The sequence below is a fragment of the Chryseobacterium daecheongense genome, assembly GCA_027920525.1.
GTDB lineage: Bacteria > Bacteroidota > Bacteroidia > Flavobacteriales > Weeksellaceae > Chryseobacterium > Chryseobacterium proteolyticum.
Window position 1 is genome coordinate 1,233,426 of the sequence record CP115858.1, and the last position, 21,101, is coordinate 1,254,526.

The window sequence follows — 21,101 nt, forward strand, 5'->3', positions numbered from 1 at the left end:
AATACAATTGTTGGTGGATAATGTTTTATGCTAAAGAGTATATGAGTTAATATTGCACTGTCAAAATAAAATTATTGTAATTTCATAGAGAATACGGAAACTTATATTTCTTATTTCTCTATTTAATTAAAATGTAATTATAAAAAGCTCAAAATAAAGTATATTCATGATAACGTTCGCCAAAAAACAATGGAAGCAGATAATGATCATTCTGATGATCTATACGACGTGGAGTGTGGCGGCATTTCTATTTCTGATCCGACTACAGGGATTGGAGACCACCCTGAAACAATTCGGAACAGGAAGTCAGCTTTATATTAATTTTATTCATACTGTTGTAAAGGGAACCATTGTATACTATATTCTTATTTATCAGTTACTGATCCCTCTAATAAAAACCAGAAACTGGAAGAAAGCGATTTTACAAGGGTTTTTATTCTTTACCATACTGACCATTTATGAATACATTTGGAATTTCCAGATTCAAAACCCTAAACCCACAGATCCAAGTTACGTTTCACCCAACGTATTCTTTCTCACTGCTGCATTACTTGATCTTGTTATAATTTTGATCGCCGTCTTTTTTGCCACGATAATAACTTCCAATGAAATGCGTAAGCGTAAAGAAGAGCTGGAGAAGGAAAAATTAAAAGCCGAACTTGCAGCCATAAAATATCAGATCAATCCTCATTTTATTTTCAATTCGCTAAGTTTTATTTATACAAAAACCCTTAAAACAAGCCCGGAGGCAGCTCATGCGGTACATCTTCTTTCAGAGATTATGAGCTATGCTCTGGATGATTGGGATGAACTTGGAACAGTGCCTCTTGCATTGGAAATTGATCATATGAAAAAAGTAATAGAAATGAATCAGATCCGGTTCAATCATATGCTAAAAGTAAAGTATCATCAACATATTGAAACCGATGAAGCTTACATATCTTCTGTCCCGACTCTGGCATTGGTTACTTTGGTGGAAAACGCTTTTAAACATGGGGAATTGAATGATGAAAAAAACCAGGTAACCATTGAGCTGGAAGCCACAAAAAATAAGATCTATTTCCTTGTCAGCAATAAAAAGAAGAAAGGCCCCAAAGAACCCTCAAAAGGAATAGGATTAAGCAATGTGAAGCAACGTTTACAACTCATGTACGGTGATAAGCATTCCTTTGCTGTTAAAGAAGATGAAAACTATTATTTAAATGAAATAACCATTAATCTTTAAATTATGATTAACTGTATTGTAGTAGATGATGAAGCCCACGCAATAGAATTACTCGCATTGCATATTGAGCAAACACCATTTCTGAAACTTGTAGGTTCTGCTATGAATCCGGCAGAAGCTTTACAAATTTTGAATACTACGGAAGTGGATCTCATTTTTCTAGATATTCAGATGCCGGGTATGTCAGGAGTTGAATTTCTACCATTACTAAATGACAGGTATAAAGTCATCCTCACTACCGCTTTCAGAGAGTATGCTTTAGACGGATTCGACCATAATGTTGTAGATTATCTGCTTAAACCAATTTTCTTTCCACGGTTTTTAAAGGCAGTACAACGGGCGCAGGAAATCATTTCTTTATCTACAAAAGATGCAGAAGACGATTTTATCATGGTTAAGACAGAATATAAAGGAAAACTAATAAAAATTAAAACCCAGGATATTGTATACATAGAAGGAAAAGGAAAATATGTATGCTTTCATACCAGAGATGGAGAAGAAATCCTGGCATTATTAAATATCGGTGGACTTGAAAATAAATTACCAGGTGATCATTTTCTCAGAATACATAAATCATTCATTATTGCAGTCCCTTTTATTATGATGATCCATGGAAATTTAGTCCAACTCGAATTTACTAAAAACCAGATACCAATCGGGCAGACTTACCGCGAATCTTTTATGAATCAAATGCTGGGTAAAGTAATTACCAATAAAAAAGAAGAAGGCCCGGAATAGGATTACAGACAATAAACCAATATACACAAACAATCAATTTATAAATCAAAAAAATGAGAAAATCATTATTAATCCAATCCGTTGGAGTTTTAGCCCTTTCACTGGCAACATCATGTGCACCTTCCTATTTTGGGAAAACATATGCTGCCACCCAAAACGTAGATGTTTATTTTGATGCTGCTGATGTAAAAAGAGAGCATGAAACAATGGGGACAACAGAAATCAATCAAGGTTTCAGTTCCATGGATGCTATGCAGCAAAAAGCGATTGAATTAGGCAAGTCACGAGGTGCAGACGGCGTTATTATGAAGCTTACAGAAGAGGTTACGGGAAGTTCGAAAAGCGATTTTGGAAACATGAAGAAAGGAAGCAAAAACAATACTTATACCGGTGGGTCGGTAACCACTAACATGAAAGTAAAAAAGATACAGGCTACTTTCATTAAGTATAAATAAGCCAAATGTCCTTTATTCTTATCAGGCTGCTCCTCTGGCTTCTTTCGCAGGCTTTATTCTAAAGATTACCTGCTTTTCATTTATTTTTAATCGTTCAACATTATTTAACAGTTTCCACCAAAACTGCAGGAAAAGTAATGTCCGAAAATTAATAAACGTCCCCCAGACAAAACAATGAAAAGTACGTGAAGCCAGTAGAGCCAGCCGTCTATATGATAAAGCTCTCCTTATCGTTTAAATAGTCGTTTTCACTATAAACAATTCAGATTGTTTTCATCCGAAGTCACCTGTGGCTTCGGATTTTGATACAAAGACCTGTTCCTTTAATTAATAGATGATAGTACCATATATAGCTCATTTTGATTTTTCAGCTCCATCTTTTTATTGATCCTGTATCTTCTCGCTTCAGCAGCTCTGATTGTAGAATTGGCATATTGAGATATTTCCTTAATTCCAAAATTCATCTTCAGAAGCGTACAGAAGTTGATATCCGAAATATTCAGATCAGGGTATTTACTTTTCAGGGTAGGATAAAAATTAGGATATATTTTCTGGAACTCTATGTAAAATGCATTGATATCTTCTTTAGCTAAAAGTATCAGTTCTTTTGTATTTTCTGATTTTGCATTCGAGATGTTATCCTTTACAGTTTCCGTTTCAGCTTTTTCGAGGTTAATGATATCTGCCGGCACTTCATCTGGTATTTTATTCTGAATAGAATTATCCTCTTTATTTCCTTGTTTCTTTTTATAATAAAGGAAACCAAAAAGAGCTGCTAAGAGAATAACACCTGCACCAATAGCAATATTTATTGGTTTTGATGACACCTCTTCTACATTGTCAGAAACCTTACCATTTATTTTATTAATAAAATTTACATCCCCTGATTTTTTCTTTACCAGATCAACGCTATCTATAATCCGTTTATACTTTTTTGAAAAATAAGTAGATTGTTCATAATCTTTCAATCCTTCATATGATTCAGCCATCATGGCATACACCTCATACTGCTCATATCGGTTATGATCTTTTTGGGAGTCCATAATAGCCCTTGAAAAATAACTAATAGCTGCAGGATAATTCCCGGATTCTTTTTCAACGATTCCTTTATTTATTAAATTCTGGATGATAAATCTATCGTCCGGAAATGAAGCAAGAAACTGATCTGTGATAGCGATATACTTTCTGGCTTCATCTACTTTTTTAAAGCGTGCCAGGGAACCGGCCAGGGACTCAAGTGTACAGATTGTGGTTACCTTCTTCAATCTGCTTTCATTACCTATTTTTAGACATTGTGAATAAGCAAGTTTTTTAAGTCTGACAACCTCTTGCTTGGTACTTTCATTAAAATTTTCACTAATCGTCAATAGCTCAGCCTTTGCCACTGTGATGTGTATATCATTAACCAGCTTATCATTCTTTATAGTAACAAGTTTATTATACTCCTGACATTTATTTAAAATTTGTTTTGCAGCACTTAGGTGATCAAGCTGTAAGAGTACTTTATGATAAGATAACAAAATGCGACATATCATATTGTAATCATTTTGTTTTATCGCCAGATCTACACCTTCATTAATTTTGGCCAAAGCCGCATCAAAATCACCATTAAGTTGATATATCCTAACTTCTTCAAATATTGAATAAACTTGCCCAGGGTAAAATTTCTTTTCACGGGATAGATAATAAAGAACTATAGCATTCTTAAGCGTGAGTCCTGGATTATTATCTCCTGTTATATAATTTTTTTCCAACAACCGGCTTACACTATCAATTTCTTTACTGCTATTCTGTGCCCCGGTATTACTACAAAAAATAAAAAAAACAATAAAGAATGTGGATGTTTTTAATACTTTATTTATTAGCATGTTTCTAAATTAATTAAATATATACAATTGGTAATTATTTTACAGGACTATTGACTGCTTTTCAATACAACTCAATCCCTGTATATTTTGTGTATTTATATGTTTTTCCATTTAACCAATTTACATTTATGACCACAATCAATCATATAAAAAAATGCACTTACACAAATATACATAAATTAACACATCTCTGCACAATAGGCGCTTTAAGGTTTGTTTATAAGTTTTTTCATTATAGTTTTGTGACAGGAAATTATTTAAATCAGAAAGTAAAATAAAACAACAAAAGATCAACTTCAATAAAGATCACTTTAAAAAAAATTAACACAATCTCTTAATTTAACTTAAAAAAAACACAAATGAAAAAAAATTGCAGTTAAACGCTAAAAAATACATTTAATTACTGATCATCAAAAAATTTCAAGAAGATATATAGTTTTTCTAATAATAAGCAAAAAACACAAATGATGAGAAAAAGTAATAATAAGTCAGTTTTTTATAATTGATTATTCTTTGAGACTTCAAGATAATCATTAATTAGTGTTAATAGTTTTAAACTGTTTTTTATCCGGGGCCAATTGGTCCCGGATTTTTTTAATGACTATTTAAATAATAATGTATGATTTTTCTTTGAATCAAAAGCAGAACCTGTATTATTTCGTTTTCTTACAATAAACGCGAACAACAAATCGGTAGCTTCGTGTATCAAAATATTCAAAAACAACATTATGAAAAAGTTTCTCTTTAGTGTTTTAGCTTTATTAACAGCGCTGCTCCTGATCATTGGCATATTAGAACTTACCAGTTCTTATAAAGTTTCAGAAGATATCAACCGAAATGCTCCTGTTCAGACCCAACAACATATCGCTATCCATGCTTCTCCGGAAAAGATATATCAGATCATGAGTGATGTTAATCATTGGTCTGCCTGGAATAAAGACATCCAGGATCCGATAATGACGGTACCTTTTCAAAAAGGCAACAGTTTCGATTGGAAAAGTGGAGGTCTTACAATCAGATCCACCCTACACATTGCAATTCCTTATCGCAAAATCGGGTGGTCAGGTCCGGCATTCGGTGCTTTTGCGATTCACAACTGGACATTTGTTCCGAATGGTGTAAACACGACCGTTGTTGTAGATGAAAGTATGGAAGGGTGGCTTGTTACCATGATGCATAAAAAATTCCAGAGCCATCTGGAACATTCTTTACAGGAATGGTTAAGAAATCTAAAAATACAAGCCGAAAAATAGTTTTTTTAATAAAAAAAGCCATAATTATTCTACAGATAACGAATAATTAACAAAAATAATGACATTTAATTTTAAAATCTTTATATCTTTATAGTCTAATAACCTGTGTTATTATAATCTCAACAGTTTATATACCTCTCGCTTACCCGGGAGGTTTTATAAAACTGACTACTTCCACTCTGGATTACTACAAAGAATTTATCTCACCTGTTATGAAACAGGATATATAGCCTACCTCACATGCATTCTTGATCAATTTGAATTGCCTTTATGATTTTTTAAACTACTTTCGCTTTTCTGGTAATCCTGGCCAGCCATGCGGGGAAAAATCTTTTAAGAAAAACACCCAGAACTTCCTTGCCTCCTATCGCTTTCTGGTATTTTTTCTTTTCAATCGCACGAAGCATTTTTCTGGCAAAAACGTGAGCCGGCATACCATTTTGGGTTGCATTATCCATGGTTCCCTGTGAAGATCCGTCTCCGGTTACGGCATTCATTGAAATATTGGTTTGTATAAACCCCGGACAAATAATAGTTATCAGAATATTTTCTTTGTATAATTCTGCCCGAAGAGCATCAAAAAAGCCATGCAAAGCATGTTTTGCTCCCGCATAACCACTCCGCATCGGAGCCCCGAAAATACCCATAAGGCTTGAAACAACAGCAATCTGTCCTCCTCCATTCCTGATCATGTAAGGAATTGTTGCTTTGGTAAGGGCCACTGTCCCAATATAATCTATGTCTATCAGACGTTTATCAACTTCAATATCAGTTTCCATTGCCAGAGACCGCTGAGACAAGCCTGCATTGTTAATAAGAAGATCAATACTTCCGAATTTTCCAGCTGCCTCTGCTGCAACAATAGCCATATTCTTATAATTGTAAAGGTCCAGTGGTAATACCGCGTACCGATTTTTGGACAGCTTTGCTTTTTGCGCAACTGCTTCCAGCTGATCTTCTTTTCTGGATGAAAGAATTATTTTTGCTGTAGTCTTTGCAGCCAGCTCCATTACCAATGCTTCTCCTATTCCGGAAGAAGCCCCTGTGATCCAAACTGTTTTATCATCAAAGTAGGTGCTCATGATATTGTTCTTTATCTTATTTCAGCCCGGCAATATATTTTCCGGCTTTCATTCCTGAAAAAATACAGCCTCCTAAAAAGGTTCCTTCCAGGGCTCGATAGCCATGCATTCCTCCCCCTCCGAAACCTGCAACCTCCCCAGCCGCATAAAGTCCTTCTATTATTGTATCATATTCTCTTAAAACCTGTCCATTCAGATTGGTCTTAATCCCTCCTAACGTTTTTCTTGTCAGAATATTAAGCCTTACCGCAATTAAAGGTCCGTTTCGTGGATCCAGTATCTTGTGTGGTGTGGCTACTCTTCCCAATTTATCTCCAAGGTATTTTCTGGTACTTCTTATGTAATTCACCTGTGTATCTTTTGAAAACGAGTTATCCAATTCTCTGTCCCTGGCTTCGATCTGAGATTTTACCTTTTCATAATCCAAAAGATGATCTCCGGAAAGTTCATTCATCCTTTTAATCAGATCCTGAAGATTATCCGATACAATAAAATCTTTTCCATGTTCTTTAAAAGCTTCCACAGGACCTGGTGCTTTTTTCCCAAAGATTCTTTTAAAAAAAAGACCGTAATCCTTATTTGTAATGTCAGGGTTTTGCTCGGAGCCAGAAAGGGCAAACTCTTTTTTAATGATTTTTTGTGTTAAAATAAACCACGAATAAGAAAACCCAGTATCCTGTATGTATTTCAGGGTTCCCAATGTGTCAAACCCAGGTAAGAAAGGCGCTGGAAGCCTGTTTCCATTCGCATCAAACCACAGGGATGAAGGTCCCGGTAATATCCTGATCCCATGATCCGGCCAAATAGGATTCCAGTTTTGAAGACCTTCCGTATAGTGCCACATCCGATCCCTGTTGATGATATCAGCTCCGACATTTTCAGTAATCCCTATCATTTTCCCGTCTACATAAGCAGGAACTCCAGATACCATTTTTTCAGGAGCTTTACCTAATCGTTGCGGCCAGTTTTTGCGCACCAGTTCATGATTAGCTCCTATTCCTCCGGAAGCAATAATAATATGGGGTGCACTATATTTGAATTGTGAAACAACAATTCTGCTGGTTGCCTCACCTCTTTCTTTATTGTCATTTTCAAGAATGTCTCCTTCAATGCCTGTGACCTTACCATTTTCTGTAATAAGGCTGGTAACGCGATGCCTGAACCTCATTTCAAGAAGCCCTTTTGCTTTTGCTTCGTAAGCCTTTTCTACAAAAGGTTTTACAACTCCGGTCCCAGTGCCCCAGCTTACATGAAAACGAGGAACGGAGTTACCATGCCCATCCGCGGAGCCATCTCCTCTTTCTGCCCACCCCACCATGAACATCAGCTTAATTCCCATTTTAGAAATATAATCATACTTTTCGTTAGCTGCGAAATTCAGATAGGCTTCTGCCCATTGTTTCGGCCAATAATCTTCTTTACGATCAAAACCTGCTGTTCCCATCCAGTCCTGTTTCGCCAGTTCATAAGAGTCCTTAATTCCTACTCTTCGCTGCTGAGGAGAATTAATCAGAAAAAGACCACCAAAAGACCAGAATGCCTGTCCTCCGATATTCTGTTCTGTCTCCTGATCGATCAATAATACTTTTTTTCCGGCGTTCGTTATTTCCATAGCAGCAGTAAGTCCTGCCAAACCAAAACCTACGATAATTGCATCTGGTTGAAATTCATTGTCCATTGGCGGTAAGTGTAACAAAATTCTATTAACTAAGATAATAGATTTTAACATTATAAAGCGTCAATTATTTTCAGCTTTACTAATTTTATTCCACTTTTATTATGTTTTGAATATTATATTACAAAAGACTTTAATTATGTAAAAGTTGGGATTTAGAAGTAAAAAATATAACAAAAGAAAGGGACCACTTTTGTTATAATACTTAATTTGATATAGTTAAATCCCTTATTATTCAAAAAATATTCGATAAAAAAACAGAAGAATAAAAAAATATATACCACACAACCACTTTAAACACGGGTTTTCCTGTATTTTCTTTATTTTTTACAAAATATTATTTCATATGCTCCGTTTACTATGCACGTGACTCATGTTTGAGTTTCATGGTTATTAGTTTTTATCCTCAACTTAGGTTGAGGATTTTTTATTATATTTGAACTTCTTGTGATTTAATCACATTTGTGTTTTTTTTAGGCCTTCTCCGGAAGGCTTTTTTATTGTCTATCGCCCTACTGTTTCCCATTTCGGACTACTTATAATAAATAATAAGAGGCTGTCATTTAAGACAACCTCTTGTATTGGTTATTAGTAAATACCCCCGACAATCTAAATTTTAGCAAATTCGTTCAGTTTACTTACTGGTTAAGTTTCGGCTAAATTACAAAAATTCATTAATTAGTGACAAATTATTATCTTTAATCTACCATTAATAAATAGTTATGCAAGTAATTTAATTCACTATAATATGAAATAAAAAGCATAATATTTACATTTTCTCATTAAAAATATTGGTTAAGCTTTTCCTCTTCAATATCCAAGAGAGATATTTACGAATTCATTTTTTGAAGGATATGTCTATTATCAGAATGATTACACTGAATAATCGGTATGAAATATGGATTACTCATTATTTACTAATGATATTAACTGGTTTTCTAAAAGGACTTTTATCTTTTAAATATTGCTTTTCTTCTTCTGTCAGGCCACTCGTTGCCAGTCCAATACTACCCGATATTTGTTCATTTTGATGATAATGCGCAAATTCAATACTGTCAATTTTTACTAATTTATCTATTCCCACATTAGTCATGTCTATCAGGTGGCTTTGATTTATTTCACCATTGATAATTTGTCCTATTAGAAAAAAGGGCCTATTGGTAATTTCTAAAACAAAATCAAGTTTAAACTGAGCTGTTACTACATAATCCCATCTATATTTGCAATACCTGCATTGCTTTGCTTTTGGTGTACGCGCAAGTTTTCCGCATTTTGGGCAATTGTTAAAAAATACTTTTTCAGGGTATTCAGATATAATCCTGGTTGCTACATTTAATCTAATCTTTTCATGATCATATTCTGAAGACTCATCTGATTTTAGTTCTCCCAAATCTCCCGTTTGAATATCGGAAAAAGACATGAATGAATACATGCGATAAGTTAAGATTAACTTTTCATGATCAGTCATTAATTCGCTGAAATACGCTATGATATATCTGGCTGTTTCTTTGTCCATAAAGTAAATTATTAGGAACGAGAGTGGTATTTTTTTATCTTCACACAAGATACCCCTTTTATTTTTAGCTTCCTTCCTACTTTCTGCAGCAATCCCGTTTGCTGATTGCGTCTGAACACAAAAACATTTCCACTGGCAGCATTGGTCACGATTAAAAACTTCCCTTCTTCATCTATTTCAAATACTCTTGCCTGTTTACCAAAAGTGGGCTGATATCCTACAGTTTTTAAGGTACCATTTTCAAGTATTGAAAAAATAGCAATATTATTTTCATTACCCCTGTTTGAAGCATACAAGAACTTTCCATCAGGAGAAATATGAACATCTGAACTTTCAAAATTATCTATTACTTCATTTTTATGGGTACTGATTCTTTGGATGTTTTCTAATTTTCCGTTTTCATAGGAATACACATCAATCGCCCCGCCTAATTCTTCGATACAATACGCAAATTTACCATTAGGGTGAAAGGTGAAATGCCTGGGTCCCGTTCCCGCCATAGTAGGAATAAAAGCAGGTTCAGCATCATCCATTGGTTGAACCGCATCATTTTTAAATTGATAAATCCTGATCTTATCCGCACCCAGATCAGAAGCAAATACATAATTAAAGTCCGGTGAAAAAACGGTTGAATGAATATGAGAACGGTCCTGTCTTTCAGGATTGACACTTCCTTCTGAAAACTGGAACCGTTGGACCATCGGATAGATCTTTCCATTATCTGAAATTGGATATACAGAAATACTTCCTTCCGTATAATTCCCATTCAACAACCATTTACCATTTTTGTGAACAGTTACATAAACCGGATTTTCACCACCACTCTTTTGGCTATTGATAAAATTAAGTGTTTTTTTGGCAGGATCAAATTCAAAACTGCTTACACTGCCGGCATTGGGTGTTTTACTTTCCGTACAGGCAAAAATGTATTTTCCGTTGGGCGACAGGGTGATATAGGATGGATTCAGGATATTCTTTGTTTTGACTACTTTTGATAATTTCCCGGTATCTGTATTCAGCTGATATACATAGATTCCATCAGCTGCTTTGTCACGGTTAAAAGATCCAAAAAAAACATAGGTGCTTTGAGAATACATATTAATCCATCCTGAAACAGCAATGGCTATACTTATAATTTTTTTCAATTTACTTTTGCTATGCTAATGAGTTTAATAAAACTATACGATGCTTGATTCAAAACTACATCTTTTTTTATTTAAAATTTTAAAGTTCCCTTTTCAAAAAGGAATTATTTTAAAAAAAGTTTCGTGAAAGAACTTAGTTTTTATAAAGTTGTTCAATAATCAGCGATGAAAAATACTTCACCCCTGTTCTTATGCTTTCTTCATCCACTTGAAAATTTGGAGAATGATTCATAGCAATCATTTCTTTTTCAAAGTTGGAACCTCCAAGGAGAAAATATACACCTGGTATTTTTTGTTGAAAATAAGCAAAGTCATCATTAAAAAACGGAACCTGTCCATAATCAGGAGAAATTGCATTGATCCCGAAAATATCACGAATGGTTTTTATTGCAGTGCCGGTCAGTTTTTCATCATTGATGACTGTAGGGTTTTCTTGTATAAATGAAACTGAAATAAGCTGACTTTTATAAGCATCCTCCACCAATCTTTTAACTTCAGGAATTATTTCCGGAACACGTGATGCATTGGTCTCATACAGATAAGCTTCGAGAAAGAAGTGATCATTTCTAGAATAGACACTCAACTTATCGTCCAGGATGCGATAATCTTTAAAAATAGTATTAGGGTTTATCAATCCTATATCCGGATCTATTATATGCTGAATTTCCCATGGCTTACTTCCTGCGTTCATGCGGGACAAAGAGGTATGAATTTTCCCGGTTAAACTTTTTATCTCCTCTTTTGATAATTCTTTTTTTAATTCAATTCGTATTCTTTTCTGATAAGCAAATACTTCATTCGGCTTCACTATTATTTCTCCTACCGGGAGAGCGGTTACGTGCAGACCATATATTTCATCAGGAGCTATTTTGGAAAATAAATTAGTATTCATTATTCCTTTAGCTCCCATAAAGGTTTCTTCTTCCGGTTGGAATACAAAGTAAACGGTTCCTTTTAAATGTTTTTTATTTTTAGCAAGAATTTCAGCGATTCCCAGTCCGATCGCCATATGAACATCATGACCACAGCTATGTTGAATACCTTTTGTTTCTGATTTGAAAGGCTGCGGATCCGGAAAATCATTTGAAAGTGCATCCATATCTGATCTCCAGGCTATTTTCTTTCCTTCACGTTCACCCCTTAAGATTCCTACTACTCCATACCCATATATATCCGTTTCTACCTCAAGTCCTAAGGCAATCAAATACTGTTTTAGCATCTTCTGAGTCCGAATTTCATGACCTGCCAATTCCGGATTTCTATGAAAATCTCTTCTGATCTCAACAAGTTTATTAAAAATTTTATCGGTTTCGAGCTGAATAGATTGATGGGAAAAAAACTCTTTTTTAGAGTTGGATATTACTGGCTTTTTCAGTTTTTGTGCAGAAACAACAGATACACTAAGGTAAATTAAGCTTAACAGAAGTTTTTTCATAGTAAAATTGATCTAAGTTTTTTGAAGAGTTAACGTTGATTATTATATATAATAAACAATCATTGCAGTATTATCATTACAATTTACACACAAATTGTAACTACATTAGTGAAAATCTTAGTTTCCAAAAACTTAATAACTATTATCTTAAAATAAAAGTAAGCTTTACAAAAAAGACGATCATGTAAAAGTTACTTTCTTATATATAATAAAATACAGCCTAGAAAATAATCTCAGGCTGTATAATTATTTTAGAAACAGATATCAGTTATAAATGAAAATATTCATCTGCTTCTTGATAATCTTAGTATTGTTCGAATGCAACAACATATGTTTCGTTTTCGGCTCCTGCCCCATTATTAAAACTATCAAACCCATAAAAGTACCCCGCTTTTAAATCATTACTTCCCGGTATTACTCCATCTTTTGTAGAAATCTGAAACTGAAATCCCCATGGTCTTGTCCAATTTCCATTGTATGATAAAGCATTTGACCATGTATCCCAATTCGATGGAGTAAAGGTAACATTCTGCACACTTCCATTTGTGCTAGACCCAAACCACAATAAACTAGCATAATAAGTAACATCTGAAACAGGAGCTGACAATAATCTTACTTCAATATATGTATAGGAATTATCGCTATTGGCTCCAGGTGTTGTACCATTATAAGTTGCAAATCTGAACTCCAAATTCATGGAAGGCACTTTTAATGTTGGTTTATTAAAGCCATTAGACTGTAGATTCCTTCCTCTGTATTTTTGTTTTAACAATATGGAACCCGACTCATCGTCAGAAGGCTGATTTATTTTATCCCATTGCACTCCATCATTGACATATAAACCAGGACTCACATCATTTACTTTAGCAATGTTGTAGACAACCATACCTGCCACATGTTCGGACAAAGGAGATGGAGAATTTATAGATGATAATGCTAATCTTGGAGGTAAAAAACCTCTATTATCTGAAGTTAAATCAAGCACAGAATTCGAATTTGGTGTTGTTGTATTAATCCCAACTTGAGCAGTAAAAAATAAAGGATTAAAGAATAAAAACAATAATAATACGATACTAATAATCGGGTAATTTTTCATAATAATTTTTTTTTAAAATTTATGTCCTACAAAATTATAGGCACAATTTTTGAAAATCGAATAGTTTAAAAAAAGATATGTTTCATTTTGTAAAAATTATAAAACACTTAAAATCAACCATTTTTAAAGTTTACATCTACGGAAATGATACATGATATTATTCAATGAAATTATCAAAACATCACTTTTATATAATTATATATTGTTATGCATGTACTCGCAGATGAAGTAAAAAATAAAATAGAAAAATTAGAATATTCTTTCGCTAAAAAAATCATATTCTTATTATTGGTGAAACAGTTCATCACATTGTTGTTTGATCTCTATTTGTGGGGGACCAAACACCTTTTTTATGATTTAATATTACTTTTAACAGTAGGGCCTTGTTATATTTTCACTTTAGTTTCTGGGGATTATAACTTTCAGAAAGTTGGAAAACTTACCTTGGCTTATCTTATGCTTTTAAATACTTTTCTGACCATTGTATATTATCAGAATTTTCCAAGTATTATTGTATATGTCTTTATATTTCCTATTGCATTGCTATTATTTTACAACGTAAAGAAAACAGTTTATATATCGGCCATTTTACTTACAGGTCTTCCATTAAGTATTATATTTAACTATTATTTTATAAAAGACAATATAAATATCAATGATATTCTTTACTATGAAGTTTCCAATACTTATATGATTGTCTGGGCATTTATCATCTTTACTGTTTGTTTATACTATGCAATTCAAATTCTTAGATTGAAATCTGTCTACATTTTCTTAATGGAAAATAATATAAGCGTAGAAGGTTTCTTCTTACTGGAGAAACAGAAAAAAATGAGATTGTTTAAGAATAAATATTCTGAGGATGAGCTTTCAATCACTATTTATGAAAAATTATTTAAAAAAATTGAGCTGTTAATGCAAACTGAAAAACCATGGAAAAATCCGGAATATAGTCTCAAGCAATTAGCACGTGATGTGAATTCCAATACCCAATACGTTTCTACAACCATCAATAATTACACAAAAAATAATTTTAAAACCTATCTGAACGAGTTTAGATTAAATGCTTTTATTGCTTCCCTTGAAGACAAAAATGAAGAATTTTCAATGGAGGAAATATATCTTACTATAGGCTTTTATAACAGGTCAACTTTCAACAGAGTCTTTAAGTCTAAATTTAAAATGACTCCTCAGGAATATATTAACAGCAAGGAAATTTTGATTTGTAATGATGCATGAAAACTTTTTACAATTAATTTTTCAGATAATATTATTTAAAATATTTTTCAAAAAAAATCAATATTTCTTTGTGAAAAATCCAGAGAAATCACACAAAGATTAGATAAAATAACTTCTCAATATTAGGATCTAAGGCACTAAAACCACATACAATTTAAAAATAAAACGTCCAGATCCATTATAGATCTAGACGCTCAATATATTCAATTTTCAATCTTTGAATACTTTTATAAAGTATTGAAAAAATTAGCGCTCAGTGACGCGAAGTTCTATTTTCTGATTAAAATAAGTTGAAATAGCTCAGATTTTAACCTCCTGCTTTTTCATCTGTGAAAAACTGAAAACCTTCTTTTTTCTCAATAAGCTGCATCGGATATAATTTGGGATTATATTCTCCGTTGAGTATCTCATTCAGCGCATGCCTTTTAGACTCCCCAAATGCAACAACCACTATGTTATCCGCTTTATTGATCAATGGTGCCGTTAAAGTAATTCTGAACATTTCCTGAGGTTTCAGATAGTAAGCGGATACCCACTTTTCTTTTTCATCCAAAACATTTTCTCCCGGAAATAAAGAAGCCGTATGTCCGTCATCTCCCATTCCTAAAAGAATGAAGTCGAAAATACCGTCCGGCCCAAGAACTTTTCGGATCTGTTGTTCATAGTCTTTAGCATACTCTTCAGGTGCTATACCTTCCTTATACATTGGAAAAACCTGATCTTTGTTAACCGGAACCTTATTGAGTAAGGCTTCAAAAGTCATTTTAGCATTGCTTTTGTCATCATCTAAAGGAACCCATCGTTCATCAACCCAAAAGAAATACACTTTATTCCACTCAATCTTTTCTGCATATCCGGGAGTTGCCAGCAAGTTGAAAATAGCCTTAGGAGAAGAGCCTCCGCTTAGCGCGACAACAAATTTATCGTTTTTCTCTATTGATTTTTTTGAAAGATCTACAAAGGTATCTGCTGCTTTTTTATACAGCTTATCCAGATCTTCAAATATCGTAATATTCATTTTTTTCTTTTTAAATTAATACTTGTTACACCCAGCTATGCCCCTGTCTTTCAACCAATGAAACACTGTCATCCGGTCCCCAGCTCCCCGCCTTATAATTAGGGAAAGAGGCATCTTTATTATTTTCCCACGCTTCCTGTATAGTAGTAACTACATCCCAGGCTTCTTCTACCTGATCGGAACGCATAAATAAGGTAAGGTCCCCGATAAGCGCATCCAATAATAAAGTTTCGTAGGCTTCCGGGGTATCTTCCTGACAGACAAAGTTATCAAAGATCATTTCTACCGGTTTTAAGACCAGCGAAAGCCCTGGTTTTTTGGTCATAAACTGAAGTCTGATATCCATCAGCGGCTGAATATTGATGATGAGCCTGTTTGCTGATAAAAGATGGGGACTATCCGAGAATGTGGAATGTGGCAAAGGTTTAAACTGGATCGTAATATAAGAATGCTTTTCTTTCATTTTTTTTCCGGTACGGACATAAAAAGGAACATTCTGCCACCTTTCATTATCAAGGTAGAATTTTACAGCCGCAAAAGTCTCTGTGTTGGAATCCTTAGCAATCCCATCTTCCTGGCGGTATCCCTTTATTTCTACACCGTCTATAATATTCTTTCCATATTGGCCCCTCACCGCATAATGATCGACCTGGTCCGGAGAAATTCTACGGATTGCTTTCAGAACATCTACTTTCCGGTCCCTAATCTCCCCGGATTCAAGGGATGCAGGCGGTTCCATAGCAACCATACAAAGGATTTGCAATAAATGGTTCTGAACCATATCCCGTAATGCTCCGGTTTGCTCATAGAAAGCTCCACGAGTCTCTACCCCCACTTCTTCGGCAACAGTGATCTGCACAGATTCTATATATTTATGATCCCATAAAGGTTCAAAAATAGAATTCCCAAATCTGAATGCCAATATATTCTGAACGGTTTCTTTTCCTAAATAATGATCGATACGATAGATCTGTTCTTCTTCAAATGTCTGTGCCAGAAGACTATTGAGCTCTATTGCCGATTGTTTATTATAGCCAAAAGGTTTTTCGATAATGATGCGGTCTTTTTTAGCATCACCAGCTAAAGCTGTATTTTTAATATGGTTTGAAATGGTAGCAATGAAATTAGGCCCGATTGATAAGTAAAACAATCTGTTGGCCCGTACACCATACACTTTATCAAAAGCCTCCAGCTTCTCATACAACGACAGGTATGAACTTTCTTCATCCAGCTGATGCTGAAAGTAGGTAATATGTGCCTGAAAGCCTGCCCAGTCCTCAGAAGTCACTTTTTTTCTGGAAAAACGCTCCAGATTTTCTTTAATATAGCTCCTGAAATATTCATCAGTATTGTCTGCTCTTCCTAGTGCAACAATGTTAAAGCCTTTTGGCATTCTGCCATCGATATACAAGTTATAAAAAGCCGGAAAAAGTTTTCTTTTTGCCAGGTCTCCTGTAGCACCAAAAATTATAATGGTTGTTGGCTGCAAGATTTTATTTTCATTCATTTTTCCGAATTTATTGATTTAGACTTTGCCAAGAAGTATGAAAAACTCCCTCTCTGTCGGTTCGCTGATAGGTATGTGCTCCAAAGTAATCACGCTGAGCCTGGATAAGATTTACAGGAAGAGATGCTGTGGTATAGGCATCAAAATAACCTAAAGCAGTCTGCAGCCCTAAGCTTGGAATTCCATTAGAGGCAGCATAAGCCGCTGTTTTTCTTAATGAGCTTATTTTTTCTTTAACAATAACTGAAATATCCTTATCAAGTAAGATATTGGATAAATGAGGGTCTTGGGTGTACGCCAGATAAAATTTCTCTAACAGCACGGAACGAATAATGCAACCTCCTCTCCAGATTTTTACAACATCTTTTAACGGAATTTCAAAACCATATTCCTCAGATGCTTTAACCAGTAAAGCCAGTCCCTGTGCATAACTGATCATGGTAGCCAGATAAAGTGCATCTCCTACTTCTTTAATAAATGCTTTAGTATCTTCCGGATTTGTTATTTCGCGGTCTGAATACAGCTTGGAAGCGAGGACCCTCTCTTCTTTATATGCTGACAATATTCTTGAAGTAACAGCAATATCAATCGTCGGAATGGAAACTCCGATTTCCATGGCTTGCTCAGAAGTCCATTTTCCTGTTCCTTTTGCCCCTGCTTTATCTAAAATCTGATCCAACAGGTATCCATCGGTTAAAGAATCTTTCTGTTGAAAAATATCCCGGGTGATCTCTATTAAAAATGAGTTCATCTCGCCGCTATTCCACTCTTTAAAAACCTGATATAGCTCATCATTGTTAAGCTTAGCTCCTCTTTTTAGCAGGTCATAGGCCTCACTGATCAGTTGCATAATGGCATATTCAATCCCATTATGAACCATTTTCACATAGTTTCCTGCTGATCCTTTCCCCATATATGCGGTACAGGCTTCATTATCCACTTTTGCAGAAATGGCCTCCAACATAGGCTGAAGAAGACGAAATGCTTCCAAATCTCCTCCTGGCATTATACTCGGTCCAAATCGTGCTCCTTTTTCACCGCCGGAAACCCCCATGCCCATAAAATGCAGATTTTTTGAGGCCAAATCGGCAATACGTCTGTTGGTATCTTCAAAATAAGAATTTCCTGCATCAATAACGATATCGCCTTTACTTAAAAGCGGAGTCAGGCTTTCAAGAACTGCATCTACAGGCTTACCCGCCGGCACCATAAGAATAATTTTCCTCGGACTTTCCAATGCGGAAACAAAATCTTCCAGGGAACCTATCCCTTTTATTTTCATTTCTGAAGTGGCCTCTGCCTCTAATTCTTTTACTTTCGCTTCATCAAGGTCAAATCCTGCGATTGAAAAACCGTTATCAGCAATATTGTAAAGAAGATTTCTCCCCATTACGCCAAGGCCGACCATCCCATAACTATATCCTTCCATTGTATTGGTATTTATTATACAAAGAATAAATTTACGCAAAGCCTATGAGGAAAAAAATAAAAGAATAGAAAAATTCCCTGACTTTTTTCATCTTCCTCATTTATAAGAAGATAGTTTAAAACAAGTTTTTACGGATAATCTTCCGATTTTTAAAAAGGAAAAAAATTCACCTTTATTCGAAATTTTAAAGATATACGATCCCTACTATTGAATAACAGCCTATTTATTTCAGTATAACGTGAATAAATATAAAATTATTTCGCATTTCTCGTCTCTTACCTGACTAGGACCTGATAATTATGAAAATAATCTATTGAAAAATGAATGCTATTTTGTGTAATTAAATCATATATTTGCCAAAATTTAAATTCATGAACTACAAACTTGCGCTTAATACGCAGGAGCCTAACTCTAACATTGTTTTTAATACAATTATGTTTGATTCTTTTAAGATCAATATAGTTGAGAGGTATGCTGGATCAATGAATGCTCGGCCGAAATTGTGTGAAGTTTTATTCAAGGTGAGAACTTTGGATGATGATATCATCCAGAAAAGAGATGGGAATATGAGGGTAAAAATCAAGGGAGATACTTTTGATGATTATCAGAAGTTATCTCAGAAACTAAATTCTTATGAATATAAAAATAAACTGATCAACAGAAAAGATGCTGAACAGGATTACGTTCACTTTATCCTTAGTCTGGTAATTGCAAATTACGATCTCAACTAATTTTTTGTATTCTTACAATAATTTTTATTGCATATTATTCTAAATCTGTAAGAGGTATTCCTATGTTTACACCTGTCAGATTTATTAGGCTCAGGCAATACTGAATTGTCGGACAACTATTCCTTTACGCATTCATCAAGGGAAAAGCCAGCCTTATATGCTATGGAATTATGAAGACTTGCTATTTCATTTTAATTTTCTATACCGCTTTTTATGTATATTTAAAGCAAACTTTTAACTAAAATGAAACAACAATTATTCTTTAGACAGATTATCTTTCTTTATTTATTCTCCCTTTCTATTTTTTTATTCGGTCAAAATAATACCTGGCAGCCCCTGGGTCCCGATGACTCCAACCAACCTTCGTTCGGAACTTCTGACGTTACCAGCCTTACGATGACACCAAATGGTACCCTATATTTTGGATACAGAGATTATGTGAACAATAGTAAAGCCACTGTAAAGAAGTTTAATGGTACCAATTGGGAAACCGTAGGAACAGAAGGATTTTCGGATGGCATTATATCTCAGATAGATCTCACTACAGCCCCGGATGGCACTCCGTATATTGCCTATCAGGATTATGCGAATGGTAGTAAATTGACGGTAAAAAAATTCAATGGTACCAGCTGGGAAACAGTAGGAATACAAGGATTTACGAGCAGTGGTCCCATTTTTATCAGTTTAGTTATAGCCCCTGATGGAACACCATACGTAGGATATTCAGATAATAATAACAATAAAAAAGCTACTGTAATGAAGTTTAACGGAACGATTTGGGAAACAGTGGGAACATTAGGTTTTTCAGCTGGAGATGCCCAATATGTCAATGTTGCTGTAGCACAGAATGGAACTCTATATGCAGGGTACAGAGACATTGTTAGCGGAGGCAAAGCAACCGTGAAAAAATTTAATGGTACCAGCTGGGAGACGGTAGGAATATCCGGATTCTCGGTAGATCTCAGTGCCATGTATGTAAGTCTTGTAATCGCACCTAATGGTACTCCTTATATTGGCTATTCAGATTTCAATGACAGTGAAAAAACAACTGTTATGAAATTTAACGGTACCAGTTGGGAAACAGTAGGTCCGGCACAATTTTCCGCCGGCACAGCCATTTTTACCAACCTTGCCATAGCATCGGATGGCATTCCTTACATAGCTTATGCAGACGGTATTAACAATATGAGAACTACGGTTAAAAAATTCGATAACAACAATTGGGTAACTATAGGTACACCGGGGTTCTCAGCAGGAGGGGTTAACTATAATGTTGATCTTGTTATTAGCCCGGACAATAAAAAAATAATTGTAGGATACAGTTTATCGGCATCTAATGGCGTTTTTGCCAGGTATTACGATGCAGGAGAACTGAGTATCAAAGAAACCTCAATTCAAAATTCCGGCATATATCCAAATCCTGTAAAAGGCGAGCTCAATATAAAAACAGAGAAAAAGATCAAATTATGTACTTTATTTGATATGGCAGGGAGGATCATTCTAACCACCTCATCCCAAAAGATCAATGTCTCAGCACTGACAAAAGGAATCTATATGCTGAATATCCAATTTGCAGACGGCACTTCCTTATCGCAAAAAGTGATGAAAGAATAAAATCAATGTTATTTAGATATAAAAAGGGCCTCTTAAGAGGCCTTTTGTTATGATTACAAACGTCAACTTTTAAAT

General features: G+C 34.6%; 17 protein-coding genes. 7 read left to right on the plus strand and 10 right to left on the minus strand.

Translation table 11 applies throughout. The annotated features are described in order from the left end of the window. Positions 1-166 precede the first annotated feature (166 nt). From PFY10_05360 to PFY10_05370, 3 genes are read left to right on the plus strand one after another with little or no spacing between them, the layout of a single operon-like run. Positions 167-1,225 carry a histidine kinase gene (locus tag PFY10_05360; protein ID WBV57869.1) on the plus strand — a complete coding sequence of 353 codons (1,059 nt, stop codon included), beginning with the start codon at positions 167-169 and terminating at the stop codon, positions 1,223-1,225. A 3-nt stretch (positions 1,226-1,228) separates the two neighbouring features. Continuing rightward, positions 1,229-1,963, plus strand: a complete 735-nt coding sequence (locus PFY10_05365) for a response regulator transcription factor (GenBank protein WBV57870.1) — start codon at positions 1,229-1,231, stop codon at positions 1,961-1,963. 53 nt (positions 1,964-2,016) lie between these two features. Further along, a complete protein-coding gene (locus PFY10_05370; protein WBV57871.1) occupies positions 2,017-2,418 on the plus strand; it encodes a hypothetical protein in 402 nt (133 codons plus the stop codon). Positions 2,419-2,741: 323 nt separating this feature from the next. Here PFY10_05370 and PFY10_05375 read toward each other — a convergent pair whose 3' ends face one another. Then, a complete protein-coding gene (locus PFY10_05375) occupies positions 2,742-4,286 on the minus strand; it encodes a tetratricopeptide repeat protein (GenBank protein ID WBV57872.1) in 1,545 nt (514 codons plus the stop codon). A gap of 728 nt (positions 4,287-5,014) precedes the next feature. Between PFY10_05375 and PFY10_05380 the strand changes: the two genes are divergently transcribed. Further along, positions 5,015-5,539, plus strand: a complete 525-nt coding sequence (locus PFY10_05380) for an SRPBCC family protein (protein ID WBV57873.1) — start codon at positions 5,015-5,017, stop codon at positions 5,537-5,539. A gap of 278 nt (positions 5,540-5,817) precedes the next feature. Here PFY10_05380 and PFY10_05385 read toward each other — a convergent pair whose 3' ends face one another. The 6 genes from PFY10_05385 to PFY10_05410 all read right to left on the minus strand — a co-directional run bounded on the left by PFY10_05385 (position 5,818) and on the right by PFY10_05410 (position 13,488). Further along, positions 5,818-6,621, minus strand: coding sequence for an SDR family oxidoreductase (locus tag PFY10_05385; GenBank protein WBV57874.1), 804 nt, complete (start codon positions 6,619-6,621; stop codon positions 5,818-5,820). Positions 6,622-6,637: 16 nt separating this feature from the next. Beyond that, entirely contained in the window at positions 6,638-8,299 is a 1,662-nt protein-coding gene (locus tag PFY10_05390) for an FAD-binding dehydrogenase (protein ID WBV57875.1), read from the minus strand. A 907-nt stretch (positions 8,300-9,206) separates the two neighbouring features. Then, complete coding sequence (locus PFY10_05395; GenBank protein WBV57876.1) at positions 9,207-9,812, minus strand: hypothetical protein; 606 nt, start codon at positions 9,810-9,812, stop codon at positions 9,207-9,209. An 11-nt stretch (positions 9,813-9,823) separates the two neighbouring features. Beyond that, complete coding sequence (locus PFY10_05400) at positions 9,824-10,909, minus strand: lactonase family protein (protein ID WBV58922.1); 1,086 nt, start codon at positions 10,907-10,909, stop codon at positions 9,824-9,826. Positions 10,910-11,090: 181 nt separating this feature from the next. Next, on the minus strand, positions 11,091-12,392 hold the full coding sequence (locus PFY10_05405) for a M20/M25/M40 family metallo-hydrolase (GenBank protein ID WBV57877.1): 1,302 nt from the start codon (positions 12,390-12,392) through the stop codon (positions 11,091-11,093). Positions 12,393-12,696: 304 nt separating this feature from the next. Continuing rightward, positions 12,697-13,488 carry a hypothetical protein gene (locus PFY10_05410; protein ID WBV57878.1) on the minus strand — a complete coding sequence of 264 codons (792 nt, stop codon included), beginning with the start codon at positions 13,486-13,488 and terminating at the stop codon, positions 12,697-12,699. A 207-nt stretch (positions 13,489-13,695) separates the two neighbouring features. Between PFY10_05410 and PFY10_05415 the strand changes: the two genes are divergently transcribed. Beyond that, a complete protein-coding gene (locus PFY10_05415; protein ID WBV57879.1) occupies positions 13,696-14,727 on the plus strand; it encodes an AraC family transcriptional regulator in 1,032 nt (343 codons plus the stop codon). 307 nt (positions 14,728-15,034) lie between these two features. On the opposite strand, the gene pgl is transcribed toward PFY10_05415, so the two are convergent. The 3 genes from pgl to gndA are packed head-to-tail and all read right to left on the minus strand — an operon-like array spanning position 15,035 to position 18,681. Continuing rightward, positions 15,035-15,745 (minus strand): 6-phosphogluconolactonase, encoded by a 711-nt coding sequence (pgl, locus tag PFY10_05420; GenBank protein ID WBV57880.1) that lies wholly within the window; start codon positions 15,743-15,745, stop codon positions 15,035-15,037. A 25-nt stretch (positions 15,746-15,770) separates the two neighbouring features. Then, positions 15,771-17,252 carry a glucose-6-phosphate dehydrogenase gene (zwf, locus tag PFY10_05425; GenBank protein WBV57881.1) on the minus strand — a complete coding sequence of 494 codons (1,482 nt, stop codon included), beginning with the start codon at positions 17,250-17,252 and terminating at the stop codon, positions 15,771-15,773. A 10-nt stretch (positions 17,253-17,262) separates the two neighbouring features. Further along, on the minus strand, positions 17,263-18,681 hold the full coding sequence (gene gndA / locus PFY10_05430) for an NADP-dependent phosphogluconate dehydrogenase (protein ID WBV57882.1): 1,419 nt from the start codon (positions 18,679-18,681) through the stop codon (positions 17,263-17,265). Positions 18,682-19,052: 371 nt separating this feature from the next. On the opposite strand from gndA, the gene PFY10_05435 reads away from it, so the two are divergent. Together PFY10_05435 and PFY10_05440 are read left to right on the plus strand one after the other, a co-directional pair. Beyond that, entirely contained in the window at positions 19,053-19,412 is a 360-nt protein-coding gene (locus PFY10_05435) for a prevent-host-death protein (protein WBV57883.1), read from the plus strand. 243 nt (positions 19,413-19,655) lie between these two features. Then, positions 19,656-21,026: a T9SS type A sorting domain-containing protein gene (locus PFY10_05440; protein ID WBV57884.1), complete on the plus strand. Its 1,371-nt coding sequence runs from the start codon at positions 19,656-19,658 to the stop codon at positions 21,024-21,026. The last annotated feature ends 75 nt before the right edge of the window (positions 21,027-21,101 follow it).